This window comes from Halorubrum sp. FL23 (assembly GCF_052439115.2).
Lineage (GTDB): Archaea > Halobacteriota > Halobacteria > Halobacteriales > Haloferacaceae > Halorubrum > Halorubrum persicum.
The window spans coordinates 78,705-101,643 of record NZ_JBQVRO020000008.1 but is presented as its reverse complement, the minus strand read 5'-3'; the positions used below and the strand labels follow the sequence as shown (position 1 = coordinate 101,643).

Annotated in this window: 21 protein-coding genes and 1 tRNA gene; 13 read left to right on the top strand and 9 right to left on the bottom strand. The window is 68.9% G+C overall.

Translation table 11 applies throughout. From position 1 onward, the window contains the following. The first annotated feature begins 106 nt into the window (after positions 1–106). Entirely contained in the window at positions 107–1,006 is a 900-nt protein-coding gene (argF, locus tag ACT4MF_RS11520; RefSeq protein WP_444682709.1) for an ornithine carbamoyltransferase, read from the top strand. Between the two features lie 62 nt (positions 1,007–1,068). After that, positions 1,069–1,476, top strand: coding sequence for a DUF1648 domain-containing protein (locus ACT4MF_RS11515; protein ID WP_099256860.1), 408 nt, complete (start codon positions 1,069–1,071; stop codon positions 1,474–1,476). Positions 1,477–1,526: 50 nt separating this feature from the next. Here the strand turns inward: ACT4MF_RS11515 and ACT4MF_RS11510 are convergent, their stop codons facing one another. Both ACT4MF_RS11510 and tatC (ACT4MF_RS11505) read right to left on the bottom strand, forming a co-directional pair. Next, positions 1,527–1,682 (bottom strand): hypothetical protein, encoded by a 156-nt coding sequence (locus ACT4MF_RS11510; protein ID WP_180271876.1) that lies wholly within the window; start codon positions 1,680–1,682, stop codon positions 1,527–1,529. Positions 1,683–1,848: 166 nt separating this feature from the next. Continuing rightward, positions 1,849–3,102 (bottom strand): twin-arginine translocase subunit TatC, encoded by a 1,254-nt coding sequence (gene tatC, locus ACT4MF_RS11505; RefSeq protein ID WP_444682708.1) that lies wholly within the window; start codon positions 3,100–3,102, stop codon positions 1,849–1,851. A gap of 121 nt (positions 3,103–3,223) precedes the next feature. Here tatC (ACT4MF_RS11505) and tatC (ACT4MF_RS11500) point away from each other — a divergent pair, with 121 nt between their 5' ends. From tatC (ACT4MF_RS11500) to ACT4MF_RS11490, 3 genes are all read left to right on the top strand, one after another. Then, positions 3,224–5,467 (top strand): twin-arginine translocase subunit TatC, encoded by a 2,244-nt coding sequence (gene tatC / locus ACT4MF_RS11500; RefSeq protein WP_444682707.1) that lies wholly within the window; start codon positions 3,224–3,226, stop codon positions 5,465–5,467. A gap of 112 nt (positions 5,468–5,579) precedes the next feature. Further along, on the top strand, positions 5,580–8,531 hold the full coding sequence (uvrA, locus tag ACT4MF_RS11495) for an excinuclease ABC subunit UvrA (RefSeq protein WP_444682706.1): 2,952 nt from the start codon (positions 5,580–5,582) through the stop codon (positions 8,529–8,531). Between the two features lie 105 nt (positions 8,532–8,636). Further along, entirely contained in the window at positions 8,637–9,020 is a 384-nt protein-coding gene (locus ACT4MF_RS11490) for a RidA family protein (protein ID WP_444682705.1), read from the top strand. Positions 9,021–9,049: 29 nt separating this feature from the next. Here ACT4MF_RS11490 and ACT4MF_RS11485 read toward each other — a convergent pair whose 3' ends face one another. Then, positions 9,050–11,053 carry a MutS-related protein gene (locus ACT4MF_RS11485; protein WP_444682704.1) on the bottom strand — a complete coding sequence of 668 codons (2,004 nt, stop codon included), beginning with the start codon at positions 11,051–11,053 and terminating at the stop codon, positions 9,050–9,052. A 134-nt stretch (positions 11,054–11,187) separates the two neighbouring features. Here ACT4MF_RS11485 and larE point away from each other — a divergent pair, with 134 nt between their 5' ends. After that, complete coding sequence (larE, locus tag ACT4MF_RS11480; RefSeq protein WP_444682703.1) at positions 11,188–12,123, top strand: ATP-dependent sacrificial sulfur transferase LarE; 936 nt, start codon at positions 11,188–11,190, stop codon at positions 12,121–12,123. 139 nt (positions 12,124–12,262) lie between these two features. After that, complete coding sequence (locus ACT4MF_RS11475) at positions 12,263–12,466, top strand: hypothetical protein (protein ID WP_099256867.1); 204 nt, start codon at positions 12,263–12,265, stop codon at positions 12,464–12,466. A 322-nt stretch (positions 12,467–12,788) separates the two neighbouring features. Here ACT4MF_RS11475 and ACT4MF_RS11470 read toward each other — a convergent pair whose 3' ends face one another. Further along, complete coding sequence (locus tag ACT4MF_RS11470) at positions 12,789–13,973, bottom strand: CBS domain-containing protein (RefSeq protein ID WP_444682702.1); 1,185 nt, start codon at positions 13,971–13,973, stop codon at positions 12,789–12,791. A gap of 94 nt (positions 13,974–14,067) precedes the next feature. Between ACT4MF_RS11470 and ACT4MF_RS11465 the strand changes: the two genes are divergently transcribed. Further along, positions 14,068–14,469, top strand: a complete 402-nt coding sequence (locus tag ACT4MF_RS11465; RefSeq protein WP_099256869.1) for a cupin domain-containing protein — start codon at positions 14,068–14,070, stop codon at positions 14,467–14,469. A gap of 15 nt (positions 14,470–14,484) precedes the next feature. Here ACT4MF_RS11465 and ACT4MF_RS11460 read toward each other — a convergent pair whose 3' ends face one another. Then, positions 14,485–15,288, bottom strand: coding sequence for a M14 family metallopeptidase (locus ACT4MF_RS11460; RefSeq protein ID WP_444682701.1), 804 nt, complete (start codon positions 15,286–15,288; stop codon positions 14,485–14,487). A gap of 85 nt (positions 15,289–15,373) precedes the next feature. After that, positions 15,374–15,916 (bottom strand): DUF309 domain-containing protein, encoded by a 543-nt coding sequence (locus tag ACT4MF_RS11455; RefSeq protein WP_444682700.1) that lies wholly within the window; start codon positions 15,914–15,916, stop codon positions 15,374–15,376. Between the two features lie 99 nt (positions 15,917–16,015). Here ACT4MF_RS11455 and ACT4MF_RS11450 point away from each other — a divergent pair, with 99 nt between their 5' ends. Further along, the gene (locus ACT4MF_RS11450) at positions 16,016–16,909 is read left to right on the top strand and encodes an EamA family transporter (RefSeq protein ID WP_444682699.1); all 894 of its coding nucleotides are present in this window, start codon (positions 16,016–16,018) and stop codon (positions 16,907–16,909) included. Positions 16,910–17,005: 96 nt separating this feature from the next. Further along, positions 17,006–17,089: transfer RNA gene (locus tag ACT4MF_RS11445), tRNA-Leu, on the top strand. Between the two features lie 410 nt (positions 17,090–17,499). On the opposite strand, the gene ACT4MF_RS11440 is transcribed toward ACT4MF_RS11445, so the two are convergent. Together ACT4MF_RS11440 and ACT4MF_RS11435 are read right to left on the bottom strand one after the other, a co-directional pair. Then, positions 17,500–18,315 carry an HVO_2248 family motility-related protein gene (locus ACT4MF_RS11440; RefSeq protein ID WP_444682698.1) on the bottom strand — a complete coding sequence of 272 codons (816 nt, stop codon included), beginning with the start codon at positions 18,313–18,315 and terminating at the stop codon, positions 17,500–17,502. 92 nt (positions 18,316–18,407) lie between these two features. Beyond that, positions 18,408–18,839, bottom strand: coding sequence for a hypothetical protein (locus tag ACT4MF_RS11435; RefSeq protein ID WP_444682697.1), 432 nt, complete (start codon positions 18,837–18,839; stop codon positions 18,408–18,410). Between the two features lie 169 nt (positions 18,840–19,008). Between ACT4MF_RS11435 and pyrG the strand changes: the two genes are divergently transcribed. The 3 genes from pyrG to ACT4MF_RS11420 are packed head-to-tail and all read left to right on the top strand — an operon-like array spanning position 19,009 to position 21,935. Next, positions 19,009–20,664 (top strand): CTP synthase, encoded by a 1,656-nt coding sequence (gene pyrG / locus ACT4MF_RS11430; protein ID WP_444682696.1) that lies wholly within the window; start codon positions 19,009–19,011, stop codon positions 20,662–20,664. Beyond that, complete coding sequence (gene guaA / locus ACT4MF_RS11425; protein ID WP_099256876.1) at positions 20,665–21,582, top strand: glutamine-hydrolyzing GMP synthase; 918 nt, start codon at positions 20,665–20,667, stop codon at positions 21,580–21,582. It begins immediately after the preceding gene. Continuing rightward, a complete protein-coding gene (locus ACT4MF_RS11420; protein WP_444682695.1) occupies positions 21,582–21,935 on the top strand; it encodes a DUF7126 family protein in 354 nt (117 codons plus the stop codon). The genes guaA and ACT4MF_RS11420 overlap by 1 nt, the downstream gene beginning before the upstream one ends. Positions 21,936–22,264: 329 nt before the next feature. Here the strand turns inward: ACT4MF_RS11420 and rdfA are convergent, their stop codons facing one another. Further along, positions 22,265–22,933 carry a rod-determining factor RdfA gene (gene rdfA / locus ACT4MF_RS11415; protein ID WP_099256878.1) on the bottom strand — a complete coding sequence of 223 codons (669 nt, stop codon included), beginning with the start codon at positions 22,931–22,933 and terminating at the stop codon, positions 22,265–22,267. Positions 22,934–22,939: the final 6 nt, after the last annotated feature.

Below are 22,939 nucleotides of genomic sequence, written 5' to 3'. Positions count from 1 at the left end.
GCCGGCTCCTTTTGACCCGCCTCGCGTCGCTTCCGACGATTGACCGCACCGCGGTCACGACCCAAGACCACCGACACCATCTCGACTCTACACACACCACTTACCCATGCCACTCGCCACCGACGACTTCCTCGACATCGACGACGTGACGCCAGCCGAACTGGACGCCCTGCTCGACCGCGCCGCCGCGATGAAGGCGGGCGAGACCGACCCCCGACTCGGAGATGCGACGCTCGGAATGATCTTCGAGAAACCCTCGACGCGCACCCGCGTCTCCTTCGAGACGGGGATGACCCGACTGGGCGGTCACGCGATGTTCCTCGGGCCCGACGACATCCAACTGGGCCACGGCGAGCCGCTGCGCGACACCGCTCGCGTGCTCGGTCGGTACGTCGACGGGGTGATGGCGCGGCTGTTCGATCACGACGACGTCGAGACGCTCGCCGAGTACGCCGACTGCCCCGTGATCAACGGGCTCACCGACGAGGCGCACCCCTGCCAGACGCTGGCCGACCTCCTGACGATCCGCGAGACGGTCGGCGAGGACGCCACGGTCGCGTGGGTCGGCGACGGCAACAACGTCGGGCAGTCGTTCGTCGTCGGCGCGGCGATGGCCGGGATCGACGTCGAGGTCGCCACCCCCGCGGAGTACGGGATGAACCCCGCCGTCTTCGATCGCGCCGCGTCGTTCGGCGCCGACGTGACCCCGACGACCGATCCCGAGGCCGCGATCGACGGCGCCGACATCGTCTACACCGACGTGTGGATCTCGATGGGGCAGGAGGACGAACGCGAGGAGAAGCTCGCCGCCTTCGACGGGTTCCAGGTGAACGCTGACCTGCTGGCCGACACCGACGCGAAGGTGATGCACTGCCTGCCCGCACATCGCGGCGAGGAGGTCACGAACGACGTGCTCGAATCTAACCGCGCGCTCGTCTGGGACCAGGCCGAAAACCGGATGCACGCGCAGAACGCGCTGCTCGTCGAGCTGCTCGGCGGGGAGTGACCCGGTACGCCGGCGGACCCACTGATTAATACCTCGGCGGCGGATCGTGCGACTGCGAAGCCATGAACGTGCCCTCCAAGCGATCGATAGACGCGCTCGCGGTCGGAACGATGGCGCTCCCGCTCGTCGCCGCGGTCCTGCTCTGGGGATCGCTTCCGGCGGAGATGGCGGTTCACTGGAGCGGCGGGACGCCGGACACGGTGGCGTCGAAGCCGGTCGCGACGGTCGGCCTGTTCGCGTTCGGCGTCGCGACCGTCGCCTTCGTCCGGATCGCGCCGGACTCGATGACGAACACGCCGGGCGGGACGACCCTCTCCGTGCTCTTTCTCGGCGCCACGTTCGGCTGGGTCCAGACGATCGTCCTCGTCTGGAACCTCGGGTACCGGTTCGACGTGACGCTCGCGCTGCTGCCGATCCTCGCGGTCGCCGCGCTGCTGGTCGCGTTCGCGGTCCGAACGGGTCGGCGCTGACTGGGGACGCCCGCCGGGCCGCGCGGCCCGCGGCCCGCGATCAGCGACGGTCACGGCCGCCGCGGCGGCTCGCGGTCGTCCATGAGGAAGACGCTGTCCTGGTTCGGGTCGAAGTACACCTCCAGCGCGCGGAGGGCGCCCACGTACGCCGCGACCGCGGCGAACACGAACGAGACGGCGGCCGGAACGAGGAGTCCGAGGACCATACCGAGCCGATCTGCCGCGGCGGACTAATGCGTATCGGCGGAGCGGCTGGGGCTTTGGGGGTGATCGTCGGCGATCAGCAGGTGTCTGCGTATAGCCGAGCGGCTGAGGCTTTGACAATGTCCGCCGTCGATCCGCAATCAATGGTGTAAACAGCGCCGACCCGATCTAGTTGCCGGTCCAGCGCAGCACCGCGAGCGTCCCCTCGTACAGGATGATCATGGTGAGCGTCACGATGATCGGCGCCATCCCGGTCGGGTCGGGGCTGAAGAGGAACGCGATCCCGAGGAACGACCCCCAGAAGATCAGGCGCTTCGCCTCCAGCCACTGCCGGGTGACGAGGTTCATCATGATCGCGAGCATGATGAACAGCGGGATCTGGAACACGATCGCCATGAACGCGAGCATGATGACGATCAGGTTGAACGTCTCCGCGAGGCCGAACGCGATCGTCGCGGCGTCGGACGTGTAGGTGGTGAAGTACGAGAAGATCGCGGGCAACACGAGGAAGTGCGCGAACGCGATTCCGACGCCGCCGAGGACGAGGCTCGTCGGGACGGCGGCGAGGTAGTAGCGCCGCTCGTTCTCGTACAGCCCCGGTTTCATGAACCGGTAGGTCTGGTAGACGAACGCCGGAAGCCCGACGACGACGCCCGCGAGCCCGGCGACCTTCAGCCGCGTGAGCGGGAGCTCGAGGGGGCCGTACAGCCGCGGGCGGTTCTCCATCGGCGCGGGGATGTGGTAGCTCCAGAAGTAGTTGATGAGGTCGGTCGACTCCGTGACCACGACCAGCGTCGCCAACCCGCCGAAGACGAAGACGACCGCGAGCCGCCGCATCATCTCCTCGATGTGGGCCGCGAGCGGCATCTCCTCGTCCGTCTCGGGCGCCTCGATCCCGCTGAACTCCTCCTCGCTCTCGACGGACCCCCCACTCGCGATACCGCCGTCTTCGACGGTCAGCGCGTTTGCGTCGTCCGCGTCTGTATCGTCGCCGTCTGCATCGTCGCCGTCTGCGTCGTCCGCATCGTCGTCGGAGTCGGAACCGAGATCCGGCTTCCTGCTGTCGTCGAGGTGCTTCGCGCTTCCCGGCTCGTGCGCGTCGAAGGTGTCGTCGCCGTCCTCGTCGCCCTCTTCGTCTCCGTCGGCGCCTTCGGGACCCGGATCCGCGTCTGCGCCGTCCTCGTCGCCCGCGCCGTCCTCGTCCGTCCCGATCTCCGACGTGACCTCGGGCGAGACCTCCGGCTCGACGCCCGCCGACTCGCCACCTTCCTCGTCGCCTACTCGGCCGTCTCCGGGAGTCTCATCGGATTCTTCGGCCGATCCGTCCTCCGGAGAGTCGGCGCTGTCGACCCTCCCGTCGTCGGCGACCGAGTCGTCCTCGGGGGCCGAGGGCTCGTCACGCGACCGGTCCGAGTCGTCCATTCACTTCTTCTACGCAACCGGGTGACTATAGGCCTTTTCGGATGGCGGCGAGCGCCGCCGCGGCACGCGGACGCGAGCGCGGTCGAAAAGGTTGATAACGGCGACGGACTTCCGGTCTCGTATGGCGAGTGCCCTCGACGAGGATACCCAGCAGTCGCTCGCGGAGGGACGCGAGTCTGCGAAGGCCTTCCTCCGGTCGGTTCAGAAAGACCTCCAGAAGGTGTTCGTCGTCTTCCTGCTGGGGTTCCTCGCGACGTTCTGGGCGCTCCGCGTCTACATCTGGGACCAGCTTCGGGCGATCACCGAGGCCAACATGTCGCCCTCGGTCGCCGCCGAGACGGACGTGATCGCGACGACCCCGTTCGAAGTGATCCTCCTGCAGGCGAAGATCGGGCTGATCGTCGGCGTCATCTTCGCGATTCCCCCCTTCATCTACGTCTCCCGCGACGAGCTCCGCGCTCGCGGGGCGTGGCCGCAGTCGCCGATCCAGCGCTGGAAGCTCGCCGGAATCGGTCTCCTCGGCTTCGGTCTGTTCGCGGTCGGCGTCGGGTACGGCGTGTACGCCTTCTTCCCGATCATGTTCTCCTTCCTCGCCGGCTTCGGGTTGGAGGCCGGGCTCCAGCCCACCTACGGGATCGTGATGTGGACGGAGTTCATCGTCTTCCTCTCGCTCTCCTTCGGGCTCGCCGGGCAGATGCCGCTTCTCATCACCGGGCTCTCCTACTCGGGGATCGTCCAGTACGAGACGTTCCGCGACAAGTGGCGCTACGCGGTCGTCGCCATCTTCGTCTTCGGTGCCGTGTTCTCGCCGCCGGACCCGTTCACCCAGCTGATGTGGGCGTTCCCGCTGATCGTTCTGTACGGCTTCAGCCTCTACCTCGCGAAGCTCGTCGTCACGGCCAAACGAAGCTCCGACCGCATCCACGTGCTCGGCGCGGCCTGGAACCACTGGAACGTCGTCGGCGGGGCGGCCGTCCTCGGCGGCGGGCTCGTGTACGCCTTCTACGAGTACGGCGGCCGGACCGCCGTTAACGATCTCCTCCGCCTCGCCAACAGCGAGTGGCGCTTCCTCGAGCCCGGCGCGGGCCTCGGCACCGACCCCGCGACGGCGGCCGGCATCTACGCCGCCGTGTGGGCGCTCGCGTTCGTCGCTGTCGCGACGCTGTGGGCCGTCTACGCCGACCTCGACACGACGAGCGCGGGGTACCAGTACGGCGATCCGTCGGCCATCGACGTGAGCGAACTCGACGCCGCCGGCGTGCGCGCAGCGCCGGACGACGCGTTCGCGGCGATGGACGAGGAGGAGTCGCTCGCGATCGCACAGACCGCGATCGACGACGACGACCCGGAGAAGGCGCAGGCGGTCCTCGACCGGTTCGACGCGGTGCACGACGGCGACGCTGGGGGCGGTGACGGCGACGGTTCGGCTGCCCCCGACGCGACGGGAGGCGGCGGCGGTGCGGGTGGCTCCGGCGGTTCCGGGGGTGGCGACGGCCTGGTGGGCACCGTTCAGGACCGGACCTCTCGGGCCAGCTCCACGTTCCTCTCCGAGCTCACCGACGGCGACGAGGACGAGGCGGAAGACGACATCGGCGGCTACTACAAGGACCTCAAGTTCATCTTCGACTCGCTGCGGTCGCGGTCGTTCCGACTCGTCGCCGTCTTCGGCGGCGTGATGGCGGCCGCGTTCACGTGGCTGTACCTCGGCGGGCTCGCGACGGTGCGCAACGACTTGGAGTCCCGCGTCCCCGCCGAGATCGGGGGTGGGATCAACATCATCACGCTCCACCCGGTCGAGGCGCTGATCTTCATGGTGAAGTTCTCCGTCCTGCTCGGGATCGTCGCCGTGTTCCCGGTCGCCCTCTACTACGCGTGGCCCGCCCTCCGCGAGCGCGGTTTCGTCGCCGGCCGCATCTATCAGGTGTATCTCTGGGCCGGCGCGCTGTTCGCCGGGCTGTTCGGCGGCTTCGCGCTCGGGTACGCCTACATCGCCCCCGGGATCATCGGGTGGCTCGTCACCGACGCCGAGCTGGCGAACATGGTCATCACCTACCAGGTGAGCGACTTCCTCTGGCTCGTCGTCTACACCACCATCGGGATCGGCTTCCTCGCGGACATCCCGATCGCGATGCTCCTGTTGAACAACGCCGGGGTTCCGTACCGGGTCTTCCGGAGCCGCTGGCGCGAGGTCACCGTCGGGATCATGCTGTTCGCGGCGGTGTTCACCCCCGCCGACGTGATCACGATGCTCCTCGCGACGCTCCCGCTGATGGCGGCGTACGGCGTCGGTGTCGGCGTCCTGTTCCTCGTCACCTTCGGGGGCCGGCGGAACCTCTCGCCGCCCTCGGAGTTCGTCGGACGCTGACGCGCACCGGGGTCGGTTCTCGCTCCTCGTCGTCCCTCTTCTCGCTCCGCCAGCGCCGCAGACCGCCGAGACCGACGGGTATTCCCGCGCGCGCACGCAACAGGGGACAAGAATGAGCAAGGACTACATCGAGGTCCGCGGCGCCGAGGAACACAACCTCAAGGACCTCGACGTCCGGATCCCGCGCGAGGAGTTCACCGTCGTCACCGGGCTCTCCGGGTCGGGGAAGTCGTCGCTCGCGTTCGACACCGTCTACGCCGAGGGGCAGCGCCGGTACATCGAGTCGCTGTCGGCGTACGCCCGCAACTTCCTCGGGCAGATGGACAAACCGCAGGTGGAGTCGGTCGAGGGGCTCTCGCCGGCGATCTCCATCGACCAGAAGAACGCCGCGAACAACCCCCGCTCGACCGTGGGGACCGTCACCGAACTCCACGACTACCTCCGGCTGCTGTACGCCCGGATCGGCACCCAGTACGACCCCGTCACCGGCGAGGAGGTCGGCGAGCAGTCCGCACAGGACATGGTGAACCAGATCCTCGAACTGCCCGAGGGGACCCGCGCGAAGGTCGCCGCGCCGGTCGTCCGCGACCAGAAGGGCGCGTTCGAGGACCTGTTCGAGGAACTCGTAAGCGACGGGTACGCCCGCGTCGAGGTCGACGGCGAGGGGATGGACCTGACCCTCGACGACCCCGACCTCGACGAGAACTACGACCACACCATCGACGTGATCGTCGACCGGATCCGGGTGTCGCCCGACGCCCGCTCGCGGATCACGGACTCGGTGGAGACCGCCTTGGAGGAGGCGGACGGCGCGCTCAAGCTGATCGTTCCCGACCCGCCCGAAGACGTCCCCTTCGCCTCGAACGCGCGGTCGACCGGGTCGCTGGCGGCGGACGCCGACGCCGACGACCGGCTGGTCGTCGAGTTCTCCGAGGAGCTCGGCAACCCCAACTCCGACGTGCAGTTCTCCGCGATCGAGACGCGCTCCTTCTCGTTTAACAGCCCGTACGGCGCCTGTCCCGAGTGCGAGGGGATCGGCTCGACGAAGGAGGTCGACGAGGACCTCGTGATCGAGGACCCCTCGAAGCCGCTCAAACACGTCTTCGAGCCGTGGAGCTACGACCGCACCTACTACTCCCGCCAGCTCGACAACGTCGCCGACCACTTCGGCATCTCGCTCGACACGCCCTTCGCGGAGCTCGACGAGTCGATTCGGCGGCAGTTCCTCTACGGCACCGACGACCTCGTCCATTTCGAGTGGACCACGAAGAACGGCACGCGCGAGAAGACCGAGCGCTTCGAGGGGGTCATCCCGAACCTGGAGCGTCGCCACGTCGAGACCGACTCCGAGCGCGCCCGCGACCACATCGAGGAGTACATGGCCGTGACGACGTGCCCGGAGTGTGACGGCACTCGCCTGAAAGAGCAGTCGCGACACGTGCTCGTCGCGGGCACCGCGATCACCGAGGTGAACGAGATGTCGATCGCGGAGGCGCGGGAGCACTTCGAAGGGATGGAGGCCGAGCTGAACGAGCGCGACACGACGATCGCCGAGGAGATTCTCAAGGAGATCCGCGCGCGCCTCGGCTTCATGGAGGAGGTCGGCCTGGAGTACCTCACCCTCGACCGCGAGGCGTCGACGCTCTCCGGCGGCGAGAGCCAGCGCATCCGGCTCGCCACGCAGGTCGGGTCGGGGCTCGTCGGCGTGCTGTACGTCCTCGACGAGCCGTCGATCGGGCTCCATCAGCGCGACAACGACCGCCTGCTGAACACCCTGGCCGGACTGCGCGACCTCGGGAACACCCTCGTCGTCGTCGAGCACGACGAGGAGACGATGCGCCGCGCCGACGAGATCATCGACATGGGGCCCGGCCCCGGCAAGCGCGGCGGCGAGGTGGTCGCGCAGGGCGACTTCGACGACGTGATCGCCGCCGACGAGTCGGTCACGGGCGACTACCTCGCCGGGCGGAAGGAGATCCCGGTGCCCGAGGAGCGCCGCGAGCCGGACGGCGAGCTGACGGTGCGCGGCGCCCGACAGCACAACCTCGCGGACCTCGACGTGTTGGTCCCGCTCGGCACGCTGACGACCGTCACCGGGGTCTCGGGCTCCGGGAAGTCGACGCTCGTCAACGACATCCTGTACAAGGGGCTCGCCCGCGAGATGAACGACAACACCTCCGTCGACCCCGGCGACCACGACGCGATCGACGGCGTCGATCAGATCGAGACGGTGCGGCTCATCGACCAGTCGCCGATCGGGCGGACCCCGCGCTCGAACCCCGCCACGTACACGGACGTGTTCGACTACGTCCGCGAGCTGTTCGCGGAGACCAAGCTCTCCAAGCGCCGCGGCTACGAGAAGGGGCGGTTCTCCTTCAACGTGAAGGGCGGGCGCTGCGAGGAGTGCGGCGGACAGGGGACCGTGAAGATCGAGATGAACTTCCTCTCGGACGTGTACGTCCCCTGCGAGGAGTGCGGCGGCGCGCGCTACAACGACGAGACGCTCGACGTCACGTATAAGGGCGCGACCATCTCCGACGTGCTCGACATGAGCGTCGACGAGGCGTACGACTTCTTCGAGAGCCACCAGGGGCTCCAGCGCCGCCTGAAGCTCTTAAAAGACGTCGGACTCGGCTACATGGAGCTCGGCCAGCCCTCCACCACCCTCTCCGGGGGCGAGGCCCAGCGCGTCAAGCTCGCCGAGGAGCTGGGGAAGAAGGCGACCGGCGATACCCTCTACCTGCTCGACGAGCCGACGACGGGGCTCCACAAGGCGGACGAGCGGAAGCTGATCGACGTGCTCCACCGCCTCGTCGACGCCGGCAACACCGTGGTCGTCATCGAACACGAGCTCGACCTGGTGAAAAACGCCGACCGCGTGATCGACCTCGGCCCGGAGGGCGGCGACGGCGGCGGCGAGCTCGTGGCGAGCGGTACGCCCGAGGCGGTCGCCCGCAGCGACGACTCCCACACCGGACGCTACCTGCGCGACCTTCTCCCCGAGGTCGACATCGCGGGGCCGCGAGACGACCGGCGAAAGCCGGCGGCCGCGGACGACGACTGAGGGACGTCGTCCGCGCGAGAGATCTGCCCGCGCTCCCGATTTCGCCGTGCATCCGGGTCGGAGCGACCCGCAGTTTGATGCCGCGGGGCGCCGTCGCTCCGGGCGATGCACGAGATCACGACGGACGACGTGCCCGAGGCGCTCGGACCGTACTCGCAGGGGATCGTCTCCGGTGACACGGTGCACGTATCGGGGAAGACCGGCGTCGACCCCGACACCGGCGAGGCCCCCGAGTCGGTGGCCGAGCAGACGACGCAGACGCTCGCGAACGTCGCCGCGATACTGGAGGCGGCCGGCACCAGCCCGGACGCCATCGTGACGGCGACCGTCTACCTCACGGACATGGACGACTACGACGCCGTGAACGAGGCGTACGAGTCGTTCCTCTCGGAGCCGTACCCGGCCAGGACCTGCGTCGAGGTGTCCCGGCTCCCCGCGCCGCTCGACGTCGAGATCACCGTCACGGCCGAACTCGACGGCGACGACTGAGCCCGGACGGGTCGCCATCACCCCCCGGCTCAGAACTTCTCCAGCAGCGACTCGTAGAACTCGGTGTCGCGGTCGCCGGCGAGCTTCTCGACGATGAGCTCCGGCGTCGACCGCGCGAGGTGTCCCTTCCGCGGCGACCGGTTCACCCGGAGTTCGCCGTCGACGAGGCCGGCGGCCTCGATCCCGTCGACGGCGACGTCGAAGTCGGCGGCGTCGCGGATCTCGCGGGCGAGGTGGGAGACGAAGACGGCGGTCGCGTCCTGCTCGTCGAGCGCTTCGAGGATGCCCGCGATGATCTTCGCGGAGGCGCCCGGCTCCGTGATCGACTCCAGCTCGTCGACGAGGACGAGCCGGCCGTCGGCGCCCTCGACGAGGTCGCCGAAGTCACGGAGCGTCGCCTCGAACGCGCCCGCGTCGAGGGTGCCCTGCGACTTGGCGTAGTAGTGGACCTCCTCGAAGCGCTCGACGCTCGCGGACGCGGCGGGGACGGGCATCCCCATCTGCGCCAACACCACCACGAGCGCCACGAGGTCGAGCGTCGACGTCTTCCCGCCGGAGTTGACCCCCGAGAGCAGCGTCGCGCCCGACACGGCGTAGTCGATCGGCTCCGCGTCCTCGAACGCGACGTCGAGAAGCGGGGAGCGACCGTCCTCGATGCGGAACCCCTTCCCCGCCGTCTCCGGTTCACCTTCTGCGTCCGGCTCGACCACGTCCGGCATGACGCAGTCGAAGTCGCGGGCGAACCGCGCGATCGCCAGCTCCACGTCGAGTTCGAGGGCGTCCCGCACGAGCTCCTCGACCGGCTCGCGCAGCTCGCCGAGATCGCTCGCGAGCTCCGCCTTCAGTCGGGCGGCCCGTCGGTCGCGCGCCGCCGAGAGCTCGGTGCGCAGCCGAGAAACCGCGCTCTCGTCGTGCTCGACGGGGAAGGAGGGGTCGCCGCCGAAGACGCGCTCGGCCAGCTCCGCCTCCTCAGGCTCCAACCGGAGCGCGTCGGCGAACTGCTCGCGGGCACGGGCGATCGCCTCGTCGTACTCGTCGGCGAGCTCCCGGTCGAGGAGCGAGTCGACGCGGGCGCCCTGCTCGACCAGCGAGAGGAAGTCGGTCCCCTCGATCGTCACGTCCCGCTCCCGGATCGCCTCCCGGAGCCGGTCGTCGGCGACCGACTCGGCGGTCGACACCGCGGCGTCCAGATCGTCGACGGCGGCCGTCAGCCGTTCGAGCTCCGCGTCGCCCACGACCGTCCCGTCGTCGTCGAGCCGCGCGAGCGCGTCGCGGAGGCTTCCGAGATCCGCCGCGGGGGAAAGGTCAGCCGCCTCGTGGACCGCCGCGGCCGCCTCCAGCCGCTCGCGGTTCGCCGCGAAAAAGGCGAGCAGGCGTTCGGGGACAGTCTCGGCGGGGGTCTCCAGCGCGTCCGGGCGGACGTGCACGTCGCCCTCGACGTCCAGTCCGGCGAACGTCTCGTCGAGGACGATCACGGTGGCGTACGACCGCGCGAGCTCGGAGATGTCGCGGGCGTCCTCGACGGTCTCGACCGACAGCTCCGGGACGGCGGACTCGGCGCGGGCCAGCGTCTCGGCGTCGGCGGTCGCGAGACACCGGTCGCGCACGCGGACGGTCGGCGGGTCGGTGAGGGGTTCGACGCCGGTCAGCGCCTCCCGGACCGCGGGGTCGGGATCGCGCTCCGTCGCCGCCTCGACGAACGACTGCGCCTCGTCGATCCGCGAGGCCGAGGCGCTCGGGTAGAACGTCTCCAGTCGCTTCGCGGCGTAGTCGGTGACGGTGCGCTCGCGCAGCAGGTCGATCGCCGAGCGGTACACCTCGCGGGCCCGGTCCGTCGCCAGCACGCGCCCGTCGTCGTCGTGCCGGCGGCGGATCGCGCCGCGGGCGATGCGGGCCGCGCGGGCCTCGTTGACGCCGGGGGCGCGAGCGATCGCGGCCACGTCGCCGGACTCGACGGTCGCGACCGGATCGTCGAGCTCGCGCAGCGCCGCGGCCGTCTTCGCGCCGACGCCGGGGATCGCCTCCAGCTCCATCTGTCCGCGGATATCGCGGCAACGCGCAAAAGGATAGGGGGTCCGGGTCCGCCGGGATCGCTCGCTCGACCCGCGCTGATTCCCGGTCGTCCGCGGCCGACGCGCTTTTTCCCGCCGACCGCGAACCCGGGGCCATGAGTCAGCACACTCTCGCCGCCGAGGGCGATCTCGTCCCCGAGACGGCGGCGAAGGCGGCGGCCGCCCGCAATGCGATCGGCGAGCGCGACGGGGTCCTCGTCGCGTTCTCCGGCGGGGTCGACTCCTCGGTCGTCGCGGCGCTCGCGCGCGACGCGCTCGGCGACGACGCGGTCGCCTGCACGGCGCGCAGCGAGACGCTCCCGGCCGCGGAGCTCGACGACGCGAAGCGCGTCGCCGACGAGATCGGGATCCGCCACGAGACGGTCACCTTCTCGGAGCTCGACGACCCGAACTTCGTCGCCAACGACGGCGACCGCTGTTACCACTGCCGGACGATGCGGCTCGGCCGGATGTACGAGACGGCACAGGAGCTCGGGATCGGCACGGTCTGTGACGGGACCAACGCCGACGACCCCGGCGAGGGCCACCGCCCCGGTCTGCGCGCGGTCGAGGAGCTCGACGTGTTCTCGCCGCTCCTCGACGCCGCGATCACGAAGGCGGAGGTCCGGGCGATCGCCGAGGCCTACGACCTGTCGGTCGCCGACAAACCCTCGATGGCGTGTCTCTCCTCCCGGATTCCGACCGGGTTGGAGGTCACCGAGGAGCGATTGACCCGCGTCGAGAAGGCCGAGCGGGTGCTCCGCGAGTGGGGGTTCGAGGGGTTCCGCGTCCGCGACCACGACGGGCTCGCGCGCGTCGAGATCGCCCCCGACGAACTGGAGCGCGCGCTCGATCCCGCCTTCGCCGAGGCGGTCCACGAGCACCTCACCGACGTGGGGTTCGACTACGTCACCCTCGACATGGCCGGCTACCGAACCGGGAGCGTGAGTCCGGGCGGCGACGGGGACGGCGAGCCGACCGACGAGGGGACGAGCGACAACACGGGCGACAGCGGGACGAGCGCCGATCTCGGTCGGCAGTACCCGCGCTGAGACGACTGCGGGAGACCGCGATGCGGGCAGACCCAGTCGGTCGCGATGCGGGACTGACTCGACCGAACGCGAGCAAGGCGTTATCACCCGAGAGAACCCGACGCGAACGTTTATCTACAGTGTTGATGAACCGACACCTATGAGCGAATCGAAGACGCTCGCGATCATCGCGGGCGGGGTGGGCGGGGCCGTCGGCTCGTTCGTCGGCGTCGCGATCGGCGGGACCACGCTCACCGTGACGCTGACGACGCTCGTCGTCGCGATCCTCGTCGGCGCCGCGGTGATCGCGAGCGCCGTCATCGCCGGCGACGTGGAGTTCTTCGCGAGCGCCGACGGCGAGTGAGCTGCCGCTTCGGCGGCGGCTCCGTTCTCGATCCCTCGACTCCGACAGGAGCAGCGTGCTGCGTGGTGGGCGCGTATACGACCCGCTCAGCCACGGCTGTTCCGCAGACGAAATAAAGGGGTACGCAAACGCGGGTGGCGCGGTTCGATCGACGAACTGCCCCCGGTAATCGCCAGATAGCGTCGGTGTCGCTGTGAGGGTACGGAGACCTACTGAGTGCAATTTGGTGTGTTTCGCGTGGAGACGGCGAGCGTCGACCTCGCCTCTCACGGAAGATGCGACGGCGTCTCGTAGGCGGTTTCGAGAGCCGGCGACTTCGTCGTCAGAACACGCCGGGGCCGCCCTCGGTCTGCTGTCGGCGGCCGCTGATGATGCTCGGAGTCCCGCCGGTCTGGATGATGTTGAACGCGGTCATCAGGTCCGTCCGGGAGATGATCCCGACCAGCTCGCCGCTCCGATCGACGACCGGGAGCCGACCGACGCCGTTCTCCTGCATCGTCTGCAGCGCCGTCACCGCGTCCGCCTCGGGGCCGACACCGACCACGTCGGTCTCCATCACGTCCTCGACGGTGTAGGCGTCGCGCTCGACGTCTCGGACGGAACGCGCGTCCTCTAAGGTCACCATCCCGACGAGGTCGTCGCCCCGGAGCACGGGGTAGCCGGTGTGACGCTCCTCGAACATCCGGCTCATCAGGTCCGCGACCGAGGTGTCCTCGCTGACGGTGTGGAGGGACTCGCGACGAGTCATCACGTCGGCGACGGTGACGTCTTCGAAGGCGGCCTTCAGGGTCGTCTGCTGGGCCTCGCCCGAGGCGGCGATGTAGATGAAGAACGCCAACACGATCAGCAGCAGCTGGAAGGTGAACAGCCCGATCAGCCCCATGAAGAAGGCGAACACCTTACCGACCGCGGCGGCGCGCTGGGTCGCCTGCGCGTGCGGCTGGTTCCGCGCGAGGAGCGCTCGGAGAACGCGCCCGCCGTCCATCGGAAAGGCGGGGAGCATGTTGAACACCGCGAGCACGAGGTTCAGCAGCGCGAGGTAGCCGAAGACGAACAGCGCGGCGTTCGAGCCGACCGGCGCGAGCACGAACACGCCGTAGCAGGCGAGCCCCACCGCGATGCTGACGACCGGTCCCGCGATCGCGATCCAGAACTCGTGTTTCCAGTCCTCGGGGAACTCCGCGAAGTTCGCCAGTCCGCCGAGCAGCCACAGGGTGATCGACTCGATCTCGTAGCCGTACCGCATCGCGACGATCGAGTGCCCGAACTCGTGGAGCAGGACGCCGCCGAACAGTCCGAGCGCGGCCGCCAGCCCGAGCGCCCACGGCGTGAATCCTCCGGCCAGCCCGGCGGGGTCGATGCCGGCGCCGAGCGACTCGTTCATCACCTCGGCGATCATCCCGACCTGCGAGCCGATGAGGTACGCGAAAAGCGGCAGTACGATCAGAAACGTCCAGTTGAGCCTGACCGGGATCCCCAGCACCGTCCCGATCTTGAGTCCTCGCATACCCGCGAGTTGGGCGGGTGGGTGGTTAAACGTCCGGGCGCCGCCGAAGACGGCGCTCCGGCGTTTATAAGCCGCCGGGGGTCGATCGGCCGGTATGCGTGACACCACCGACGACGCGGCGACGGCTGACGACCCGGCCCCCGTTGTGAAGCGCGGCGACGAGATCGGCTACGAGGCCGTCGACGCCGCCGAGGGCCTCCGGAAGGGCGTCCTCCTCGACGAGTCGGACGGCGCCCCGAACTTCGCGATGCGGCGGTTCGAGCTCGCTCCCGGCGCCGCGGTCCCGCGTCACACGAACGCGGTCGAACACGAGCAGTACGTGCTCGCCGGCGAGTACGTCGTCGGGATCGGCGAGGCGGAACACGTCGTCGGTCCCGGCGACGCGCTCCTCATTCCGGCGGGCGTCGAGCACTGGTACCGGAACGAGGGCGAGGAGCCGGGGGCGTTCATCTGTGCGGTGACGAACGGCGACGACGAGATCGAGCTGGTCGAGTAACCGTCGGCCGCCCCCTCACTCGATCGTGCCGACCCGGTCCGCGACGTAGCCGAACTGGTCGCGGTAGCCGTATGGCGACAGCAACACGGGGTAGAAGGGTTCGTCGGCGCGGAGCTGCTCGTCGCCGGCGGCCGCGAACGCCTCGCCGGCCTCGACGCGCTCGAAGTTGTGCGCGAACACCTCGTACACCTCGGCGTCCGGCTTGGGGATCCGGTCGCGGAGGCGGAACACCTCCACGTCCTCGCGACCGCCGGCGTCGACCACGCTCTCCGCGCCGGGCGCCGGGGTGACGCCGGTCGCCGCGAGGAAGGCCCGCGCGAGCCAGTAGGCGTTGTCCGCGGCGCCGTCGGAGCCCTGCAGGCCGGCCTCCACTTCGAGGGTGTGCGGGTGCTCGATGAGCCGCCCCTCGGTGAACGCGTCGGTCTGGATAACCGCGTCGACCGGCAGGTGCGGGGCGACCGCCCGAGCGACCTCGTCCATCGAGTCGACGACGGCGAACGGCTCGGCGTACGACTGCGTCGAGTGGATCGCGAGCGTGGAACAGCCGTCGAGCGCGCCGAGCAGCTCGTCGGCAAGCCGCTCCTCGTGCGCTTCCGCGTCCGGGTCGCCGGGGAACGACCGGTTGAGGTCGGCGTCGAGGTAGCGGACCTCGGCGTCGAGCGCCGCCTCGTTGGCGACGATCAGCCGGACTGGTCGCTCGACGTCAAGGTCGGCGTCGACGAGCCGTCGGACCGCGCGGGCACCGCAGGGTTCGTCGCCGTGGATCGCGCCGACGACCGCGATCTCCGGCTCCCCCTCGCCCAGATCGTGAACGTCCATACGTCCGCGAGGAGCCCTGCCGATAAGTGGCGTTCGGATCCGGAACGCGGCTCGGTGCGCTCGCCGCTCCGACGCGAGCGTCGGCTCAGTGCTCCTCGTCGACCCGCTCCGCGTACTCGTAGTCGGCCGGGTACGCCTCCGGGCGGGCGCCGTCGATGGCGATCTGCCACCCGTCGACGGCGGACGGATCGTCCAGCGCGTCCCGGAGTGTCGCCCGGACCTCGTCGAGATCGACCCCGTAGAAGTCCCCCGGAAGCCCGCGGAGGTACCCCAGTGCGGTCTCGAACAGCGAGCGCATCCCGTCGTCGTTCTCGAAGCCGACGCGCTTGTACGCGCCCGCGGCGACCTGCACCATCCCGTGGAGGAAGGCGCTCTCGGCGGTGCCGCTGCCGTAGTTGTACCACTCGTCCTCGAAGCAGTCGTGGGACTCGTGGTACGCGCCGGCGTTGAACAGCCGGACGCCGTGTTCGGTCGCCCGCCGGAGGGTGGCGTGCTCCCAGTGACCGCCGGCGATCCGCGCGTCGGCGGCGGGATCTTCGTCCGCCGCGGCGCCCTCGCCCGCCGCGTGCCACCCGGTCGGGTTCCCGAGCGGCGGGGCGACGCCCGGATCGCGGGTGTGGTCGTCCATGGGGTCGTGTCGCGCCCGCAGCGACCTAACCGTTTCGCGGGGGTGACCGCTTCCACCGGATCGAACGCTTCTTTCCCCCGCCGGGCGTCGGGTCGGCCAATGGACGCCGGCCTCCTCTCCGCGATCGGCGCCGCGGTCGTCTGGGGGACCTACATCTTCGTCCTCAAGCGCTCCTTCGCGGGGTATCCGCCCGCCGGGCTCACGGTGCTGATCAACGCCTCGGCGATCGCGTGGTTCCTCCCGGTCACCCTCGCGACGACCGATCTCGCGACCGGCGGGATCGGGGGAATCGTCAGCGGGGTGGCCGGCGCGGGCCTCCCGGCCGTCGCCGTCGTCGCCGGTACCGCGGCGGCGACCGCGGCCGCGTTCGTGCTGTTCCTCCGGGCGATCGACGGGGGGGACGTCTCGTACGTGACCCCGATCAACAAGGTCGTCCCGATGTTCGTGCTCCCGCTAGAGGTGCTGTTGCTCGGCGAGGTGCTCGCGCCGATACAGGTCGCCGGGGTCGTCGTCGCCACGGCGGCCGTGTACGTCGCGAACTACGAGCCGGGGGACCTCCTCGCGCCGCTCACCAGCGCGGTCCACTCTCGTCCGGCCCAGCTCGCCCTGGTGAGCGCGGCGTGTTACGCCGTCGCCGACCTCGGGAGGCGGGTGGCGCTTCAGGAGCTCGCGATCCAGGGGACGCTGTGGGTCCCGCTGCTGCTCGCCGGCGTGGCGCTCGTGTTGCTCCCGAGCGCTCTCCGGAACCCGGCGAGCGTGACCCGCCGCGACGCGCCGAAGTTCCTCGCCGTCGGCGCTCTGGTCGCGCTCGGCGAACACCTGACCACGGTCGCGTTCGCGGCGCTGCCCGCCAGCGTCGCCTCTCCCGTGATCAACACGCAGGCCATCGTCGCCGTCGTGCTCGGCGGGGTGATCCTCGGCGAGCGCTACTTCCGCGTCCGACTCGTCGCGGCCCTCCTCGCGGTCGTCGGCGTCGGGATGATCGCGCTGTGAGGTCGCCGGAGTCAGACGCCGGACCTGCCCCGGCTGCCTGCCGGGCGCGACCAATCGATGAAATAAAGGGAGGTGACACCCAAGCCCAGTCCGCGTGCGAGGGTAGCCAAGCCCGGAAACGGCGGCGGATTCAAGCTCCGCTCCTGTAGAGGTCCGTGGGTTCAAATCCCTCCCCTCGCATGAGCGCGTCACAGCGCGCGAATGCACAACCGGGGGGAGGATTCGAATCAGGGAGCGCCTCTGGCGCGACCGTGGTTCAAATCCCTCCCCTCGCATCGCGGGGGTCCATCCCCGTGATGCGGAAGACGCTCTCGGAGCGCTCTTCCCTCGCAACACTTCACTCGAACGCCACCAGCGTCGGCTACTTGGCTCCGTGATCGGGAATCGGTGTGCTCGATCGCGCGGGAACTGCGCCTGATGCGATGGCGCGCGCCTCGCCCCCAAGTCGTCGCAGCAGGGGGGTTGGAGGTGTTTCCTGCCGTCCGTCTCTGTTGCCGTATCGGTTACGAACCCTCAGCGGGCGTCTGTATCGCCCACGCCATCACCGCTGAAACTGCGGGCGGGGACTCGCCGAGACAGGGGCGGCGGTATCAGAGTTCAACCTTGGCGTCGGTGAGGAACTCCTGTTTCGCCCGTTTGGCCTCTGGTCCCTCATCGACGAGACCGGGCGTCGACGGCTCGCCATTGAACCGGTCCGGGTCCGGGGAGACGGACTCCAGTATCTCGTTGAACGTGGCTCCGTTTCTCCCGGTGATATGGACGAACCCTCCGTATCGGCGCTGTTCGAACGGCGTCGTATCCGGATCTGGGACGGCTTCTCGAATGCAGTCGGTTTTCTCCCGAAGATATTTCGCAGCTTCGTGCTGTGAGCGCTGGCAGTCGCCGTACAGCTGTTGTTTATCCTGCTCGTCGAGGTCGGCTTCGACGTGTTTGGTGGACTCGTATCTAACACCCTCGGGGCCGAAATCGCCGGTGAGGAAACTGAGGTTCACGGTGAAACAGTTCGGGTAGCGCAGAATCATCAAAAAGAAGATCTGCTCGTCAACCGTGTAGCGTTCCTGCAAGCGATAATAACACTCCAAGTAGTACGCCGCGAGTGCGCCAACCCAGTCGTCGCGATCGTCCTCGAGATACGCGGTTGCGATATCGTAGTAGTTCTCGCCAGCAACGTGTTGCAACCGATGCTCGAAACTCCGCCGCATCTCGGCCAGCTCGTCTTCGTAGACATCCGTCAACGGCACGTCCGGGTCGTCAAGCAACTCGCTTTTTCGGTCGCCAGCGGCCGCGATTCGCATCATGTTCTGGTGGAAGGACCGCTCTGCCTCCACGTCTGGGAGCGGAACCCGAACCGCTTGTCGGCGCAGAATCTCCGAACTGGATTCCAAGCGCTCGCTCCAATTCTCCATGAGAGTATGACAAATTCTTAAAAAATCAACCTTTCGGTGGAACGTATTCTTTTGGTTCGCACGTCCGTTCTCCCGGTTCATTCGCACCGGGCTCACCCGCGCATCCGCGATCGACCGAGCGCGAGCCCGGCGAACGCGACGATCGCCAGCTCGACGCCGACAGCGGCGGCGGAGCCGAGCGTGCCGACGGCGGCGATCCACCGCTGATTGGGACCGAGCCACAGGACGACGGCGCCGGATGCGACGAGGTACGCGATTCCGCCGATTGCGGCGGTGGCCAGCGTCGTCGCACCGGCGTCGATCGCGTCGCCGTCGCGGCGACCGACGCGGTACGCGACGCCGAGGAGCAGTCCGTAGACGAGGACGAACGCGGCGGCGCGCCCGCCGAGCGTGTAGAGGCTGAGCGCGCCCGGGCCGGGGATTTCGATGGGCGATTCCACGACGATCGGCGGAATGCGACGCACGACGCCGACCGCGACCGCGACGACGGCCGCGACCGCGGGAGGGAGTGGGGACCAGTTCATGGGGCGACTGGGGCGTGCGTCCCCGTTCCGTGAGTAGTTTTCGCTCCCTCGTCGCCCGTTCCGCGCCGCAGTTGCGACCCGCTCGCGTTCCGCGCGACAGAACGTCACGAACGTCCACTCGAAACGAAGGGTCCGAAACGGTTTTGCCGGCCCCTGACGGACGGTCGATATGCCAACGGATCCCGACACCGGGTACGACCCCTCGCTGGGTCGGAAGTTCGTGTTCGTCACGGGCGGGGTGATGTCTGGACTGGGCAAGGGCATCACCGCCGCCAGCACCGGGCGCCTCCTCGCGAACGCGGGCTTCGACGTCACCGCCGTGAAGGTGGACCCCTATCTCAACGTCGACGCTGGGACGATGAATCCCTACGAGCACGGCGAGGTGTACGTCCTCAAGGACGGCGGCGAGGTCGACCTCGACCTGGGCAACTACGAGCGCTTCCTCGGCACCGACATGACGTTCGATCACAACGTCACCACGGGGAAGACGTACCAGCACGTCATCGAGCGCGAGCGCGCCGGCGACTACCTCGGGAAGACCGTCCAGATCATCCCGCACGTCACCGACGACATCAAGCGGCGCATCCGGGAGGCCGCCGAGGGCTCCGACGTCTGCCTCATCGAGATCGGCGGCACGGTCGGCGACATCGAGTCGATGCCGTTCCTCGAGGCGCTCCGCCAGTTCGCCCACGAGGAGGACGACGAGGACATCCTCTTCACCCACGTCACGCTCGTCCCCTACTCGAAGAACGGCGAGCAGAAGACGAAGCCGACCCAGCACTCGGTGAAGGAGCTGCGGTCGATCGGCCTCCAGCCCGACATCTTGGTCGGGCGCTCTGAGAACCGGCTGGATCCGGAGACGAAAGAGAAGATCGCCCTGTTCTGCGACGTGCCCACGGACGCCGTCTTCTCGAACCCCGACGTCGAGGACATCTACCACGTCCCCCTGATGGTCGAAGACGAGGGGTTAGACGAGCACGTGATGGAGCGGCTCGGGCTCGCCGACGAGGCGCTCCCGAAGGCGGAGCGGTCGACGGAGTGGCGCGAGCTCGTCACCCGCGACCGCGACCGCGAGATCGACGTGGCGCTCGTCGGCAAGTACGCCCTCGAAGACGCGTACATGTCCATCCACGAGGCGCTGAAACACGCCGGGATCCACACCGAGACGGAGGTGAACGTGCTGTGGGTCGACGCCGACGAGACCACGGACCAGCACGAGGAGCGGCTCGCGTCGGCCGACGCGGTCGTCGTCCCCGGCGGCTTCGGCTCCCGCGGGACGGACGGGAAGATCGAGGCGGTCCGGTACGCCCGCGAGAACGACGTGCCGTTCCTCGGGCTCTGCCTCGGCTTCCAGATGGCGGTCGTCGAACACGCGCGCAACGTGCTCGGGCTGGAGGGCGCCCACTCCGCCGAGATCGACCCCGACACGCCCCACCCCGTCATCGATCTGCTCCCCGAGCAGTACGAGACGGAGGATATGGGCGGGACGATGCGGCTCGGCGCCCACGAGACCGACATCGAGCCCGACACGCTCGCGGCGCGGGTGTACGACGCCGACTCCTGCACGGAGCGCCACCGCCACCGCTACGAGGTGAACCCCGAGTACATCGACGAGCTGGAGGCCGACGGGCTCACCTTCTCCGGCCGCGCGGACAACCGGATGGAGATCCTCGAACGCGCGGACCACCCGTTCTTCTTCGGGACGCAGGCGCACCCCGAGTTCCGATCGCGGCCGGACCGCGCGAGCCCCCCGTTCGTCGCCCTCGTCGAGGCGGCGCTGGGATCGACGGACACAACCGAGCGGAACGCGGACGTGAGGCTATAGATGGTCGAGACGGAGGAATTCATCGCGGAGGCGAAAGCGGAGATACGGGAGGCGATCGGCGACGCGAACGCCGTGATCGCCCTGTCGGGGGGCGTCGACTCCTCGGTCGCGGCGACGCTCGCGTACGAGGCGGTCGGCGACCAGCTCACCCCGGTGTACGTCGACACCGGGCTGATGCGGAAGGGCGAGACCGACGAGATCCGCGACACGTTCTCCTTTATGGAGTCGCTGCGGGTGATCGAGGCGCAGGACCGCTTCTTCGACCGACTGGCGGGCGTCACCGACCCCGAGGAGAAGCGCCACGTCATCGGCGAGGGGTTCATCGACGAGTTCGAAACCGTCGCCCGCGACGTGGACGCCGACTTCCTCGTGCAGGGGACGATCTACCCCGACCGCATCGAGTCCGAGGGGAACATCAAGTCGCACCACAACGTCGGCGGGCTGCCCGAGGTCGTCGACTTCGAGGGGATCGTCGAGCCCGTGCGCGACCTCTACAAGGACGAGGTCCGCGAGGTCGCTCGCGAACTCGGCTTAGAGGAGATCATCTCCGAGCGCATGCCGTTCCCCGGCCCCGGCCTCGCGGTCCGGATCGTCGGCGAGGTCACCCCCGAGAAGGCCGCGGTCGCCCGCGAGGCGACCCACGTCGTCGAGGAGGAGCTGGAGGAGTACGACCCGTGGCAGGCGTTCGCCGCCGTGCTCGGGAAGGCGACGGGCGTGAAGGGCGACAACCGCGTCCACGGCTGGGTCGTCGCCGTCCGCTCGGTCGAGAGCCGCGACGGGATGACGGCGCGCGCCCAAGAGCTCGACTGGAGCACCCTCCAGCGGATCCAGAGCCGGATCACCGGCGAGAACGAGAACGTGGCGCGCGTCGTCTACGACGTGACCCACAAGCCGCCCGCGACGATCGAGTACGAGTGATGGCGGACCAACCCATCGCGGTCGTCGCCGGCCCCGACGAGCACGGCCTCGGCGAGGAGCTCGACGCGCTCGACGTCGAGATCCGCCGCATCGAGGGGCTCGTCACCGCCGAGGCGCTCTCCGCGGCCGGCATCGCCGAGGCCGCCTACTTCGTCCTCACCGACGTGGAGGAGGCGACCGGCATCCCCGTCGCCAAGGAGCTGCACCCGGAGGTGCTCGTCGTGACGTACGCGGGGCGGTCGCTGCCGGAGTTCGTCGCGGGCGTCGCCGACCTCGCGGTCGACCCGGACCTCATGGACCCCGAGACGGTCGCTGAGGAACTGGTCGGCGGCGCGGCCGATCGGGAGACGTAACCCCGCGTCGTCTCACGGGATCTATGCTGTGTCTGTTCGAACACAGTACATCTTTTAATTCGAACACATCTGTCCCGACCGAAGTTCCGTCGGTATCTGTAGAAACGCCGAATAAACCGCCGAAATCGGCCATATAGTCTGTTTAAACGAGGCTTAAACGACCACAACGATACTCTGATCGCTGTCGAGTAAACAGAGCCAAAGTGGCTGATTTCTGTTTAGAAAACGTATACGGTGGTCTGAAGGCCTAAATCTGTCATCGTCTTCGCTCTCCCCGACTAGTATAATATTTCTTGGGTTATGTAGAAAGTATGTGTTTTCTTATGTTTCTATCGCTGCCCCTCGCCCGATCCGCCGTCCGGTCCCGACGACTCGGGTGCCGCGTTCGCCTCGCAGTCGCATCCCCCCGCCGAGAGCAGTTCGGTGACGCCGTACCGCGAACCGCAGTCCGTACAGAGCACGCCGACGTCGACCAACACCTGAAACTCCCCGAGGGTGAGCGCCGGCGTCTGTCGGAGGGCCCGGAGCTTCGACTCCGTCACCGCGACCAACCGACCGCGGAGCTTCCCGATCGCCCGTGCCGCGGTCCCCGCGCGGTCGTCGCTGTCGCGCTCGTACTCCGCGCCGCGGTGGTCCCGGAGGTAGCTCCGGACCGCCTGATAGCTGACCACGTCGCGGTCCAGCGCGTCGACGTCGACCCCCTCGCGTTCGAGCCGTCGCCGGAGCTGCATCCGGTCGGCGGCGGTCTCTTCTTCCCCCGTCAACAACCCGACCACGGCGGTGAGCTCTCCCACTGATAACCGCACTCCGGCCTCGTCGAGGCGCGTCTCGACGAGCCGCCGATTGAACTCCTCGGCGAGGTCGCGCAGGCTCGTGTGGGCGTCACCGGTCGCGGTCCATCGCGCCTCCAGCTCGTCGCCGACGCCGCCCAGATCGTACTCGTCGACGAGACGCGCCACTTTGTTCCGGCGGCCCCCCGCATCGTCCGTGTCGCTCATTCGTCT

Excerpts from the sequence above, each read along its gene's own strand:
- argF (WP_444682709.1), top strand. The coding sequence starts at position 107 with ATGCCACTCGCCACCGACGACTTCCTCGACATCGACGACGTGACGCCA.
- ACT4MF_RS11515 (WP_099256860.1), top strand. The coding sequence starts at position 1,069 with ATGAACGTGCCCTCCAAGCGATCGATAGACGCGCTCGCGGTCGGAACG.
- ACT4MF_RS11510 (WP_180271876.1), bottom strand. The coding sequence starts at position 1,682 with ATGGTCCTCGGACTCCTCGTTCCGGCCGCCGTCTCGTTCGTGTTCGCC.
- tatC (WP_444682708.1), bottom strand. The coding sequence starts at position 3,102 with ATGGACGACTCGGACCGGTCGCGTGACGAGCCCTCGGCCCCCGAGGAC.
- tatC (WP_444682707.1), top strand. The coding sequence starts at position 3,224 with ATGGCGAGTGCCCTCGACGAGGATACCCAGCAGTCGCTCGCGGAGGGA.
- uvrA (WP_444682706.1), top strand. The coding sequence starts at position 5,580 with ATGAGCAAGGACTACATCGAGGTCCGCGGCGCCGAGGAACACAACCTC.
- ACT4MF_RS11490 (WP_444682705.1), top strand. The coding sequence starts at position 8,637 with ATGCACGAGATCACGACGGACGACGTGCCCGAGGCGCTCGGACCGTAC.
- ACT4MF_RS11485 (WP_444682704.1), bottom strand. The coding sequence starts at position 11,053 with ATGGAGCTGGAGGCGATCCCCGGCGTCGGCGCGAAGACGGCCGCGGCG.
- larE (WP_444682703.1), top strand. The coding sequence starts at position 11,188 with ATGAGTCAGCACACTCTCGCCGCCGAGGGCGATCTCGTCCCCGAGACG.
- ACT4MF_RS11475 (WP_099256867.1), top strand. The coding sequence starts at position 12,263 with ATGAGCGAATCGAAGACGCTCGCGATCATCGCGGGCGGGGTGGGCGGG.
- ACT4MF_RS11470 (WP_444682702.1), bottom strand. The coding sequence starts at position 13,973 with ATGCGAGGACTCAAGATCGGGACGGTGCTGGGGATCCCGGTCAGGCTC.
- ACT4MF_RS11465 (WP_099256869.1), top strand. The coding sequence starts at position 14,068 with ATGCGTGACACCACCGACGACGCGGCGACGGCTGACGACCCGGCCCCC.
- ACT4MF_RS11460 (WP_444682701.1), bottom strand. The coding sequence starts at position 15,288 with ATGGACGTTCACGATCTGGGCGAGGGGGAGCCGGAGATCGCGGTCGTC.
- ACT4MF_RS11455 (WP_444682700.1), bottom strand. The coding sequence starts at position 15,916 with ATGGACGACCACACCCGCGATCCGGGCGTCGCCCCGCCGCTCGGGAAC.
- ACT4MF_RS11450 (WP_444682699.1), top strand. The coding sequence starts at position 16,016 with ATGGACGCCGGCCTCCTCTCCGCGATCGGCGCCGCGGTCGTCTGGGGG.
- ACT4MF_RS11440 (WP_444682698.1), bottom strand. The coding sequence starts at position 18,315 with ATGGAGAATTGGAGCGAGCGCTTGGAATCCAGTTCGGAGATTCTGCGC.
- ACT4MF_RS11435 (WP_444682697.1), bottom strand. The coding sequence starts at position 18,839 with ATGAACTGGTCCCCACTCCCTCCCGCGGTCGCGGCCGTCGTCGCGGTC.
- pyrG (WP_444682696.1), top strand. The coding sequence starts at position 19,009 with ATGCCAACGGATCCCGACACCGGGTACGACCCCTCGCTGGGTCGGAAG.
- guaA (WP_099256876.1), top strand. The coding sequence starts at position 20,665 with ATGGTCGAGACGGAGGAATTCATCGCGGAGGCGAAAGCGGAGATACGG.
- ACT4MF_RS11420 (WP_444682695.1), top strand. The coding sequence starts at position 21,582 with ATGGCGGACCAACCCATCGCGGTCGTCGCCGGCCCCGACGAGCACGGC.
- rdfA (WP_099256878.1), bottom strand. The coding sequence starts at position 22,933 with ATGAGCGACACGGACGATGCGGGGGGCCGCCGGAACAAAGTGGCGCGT.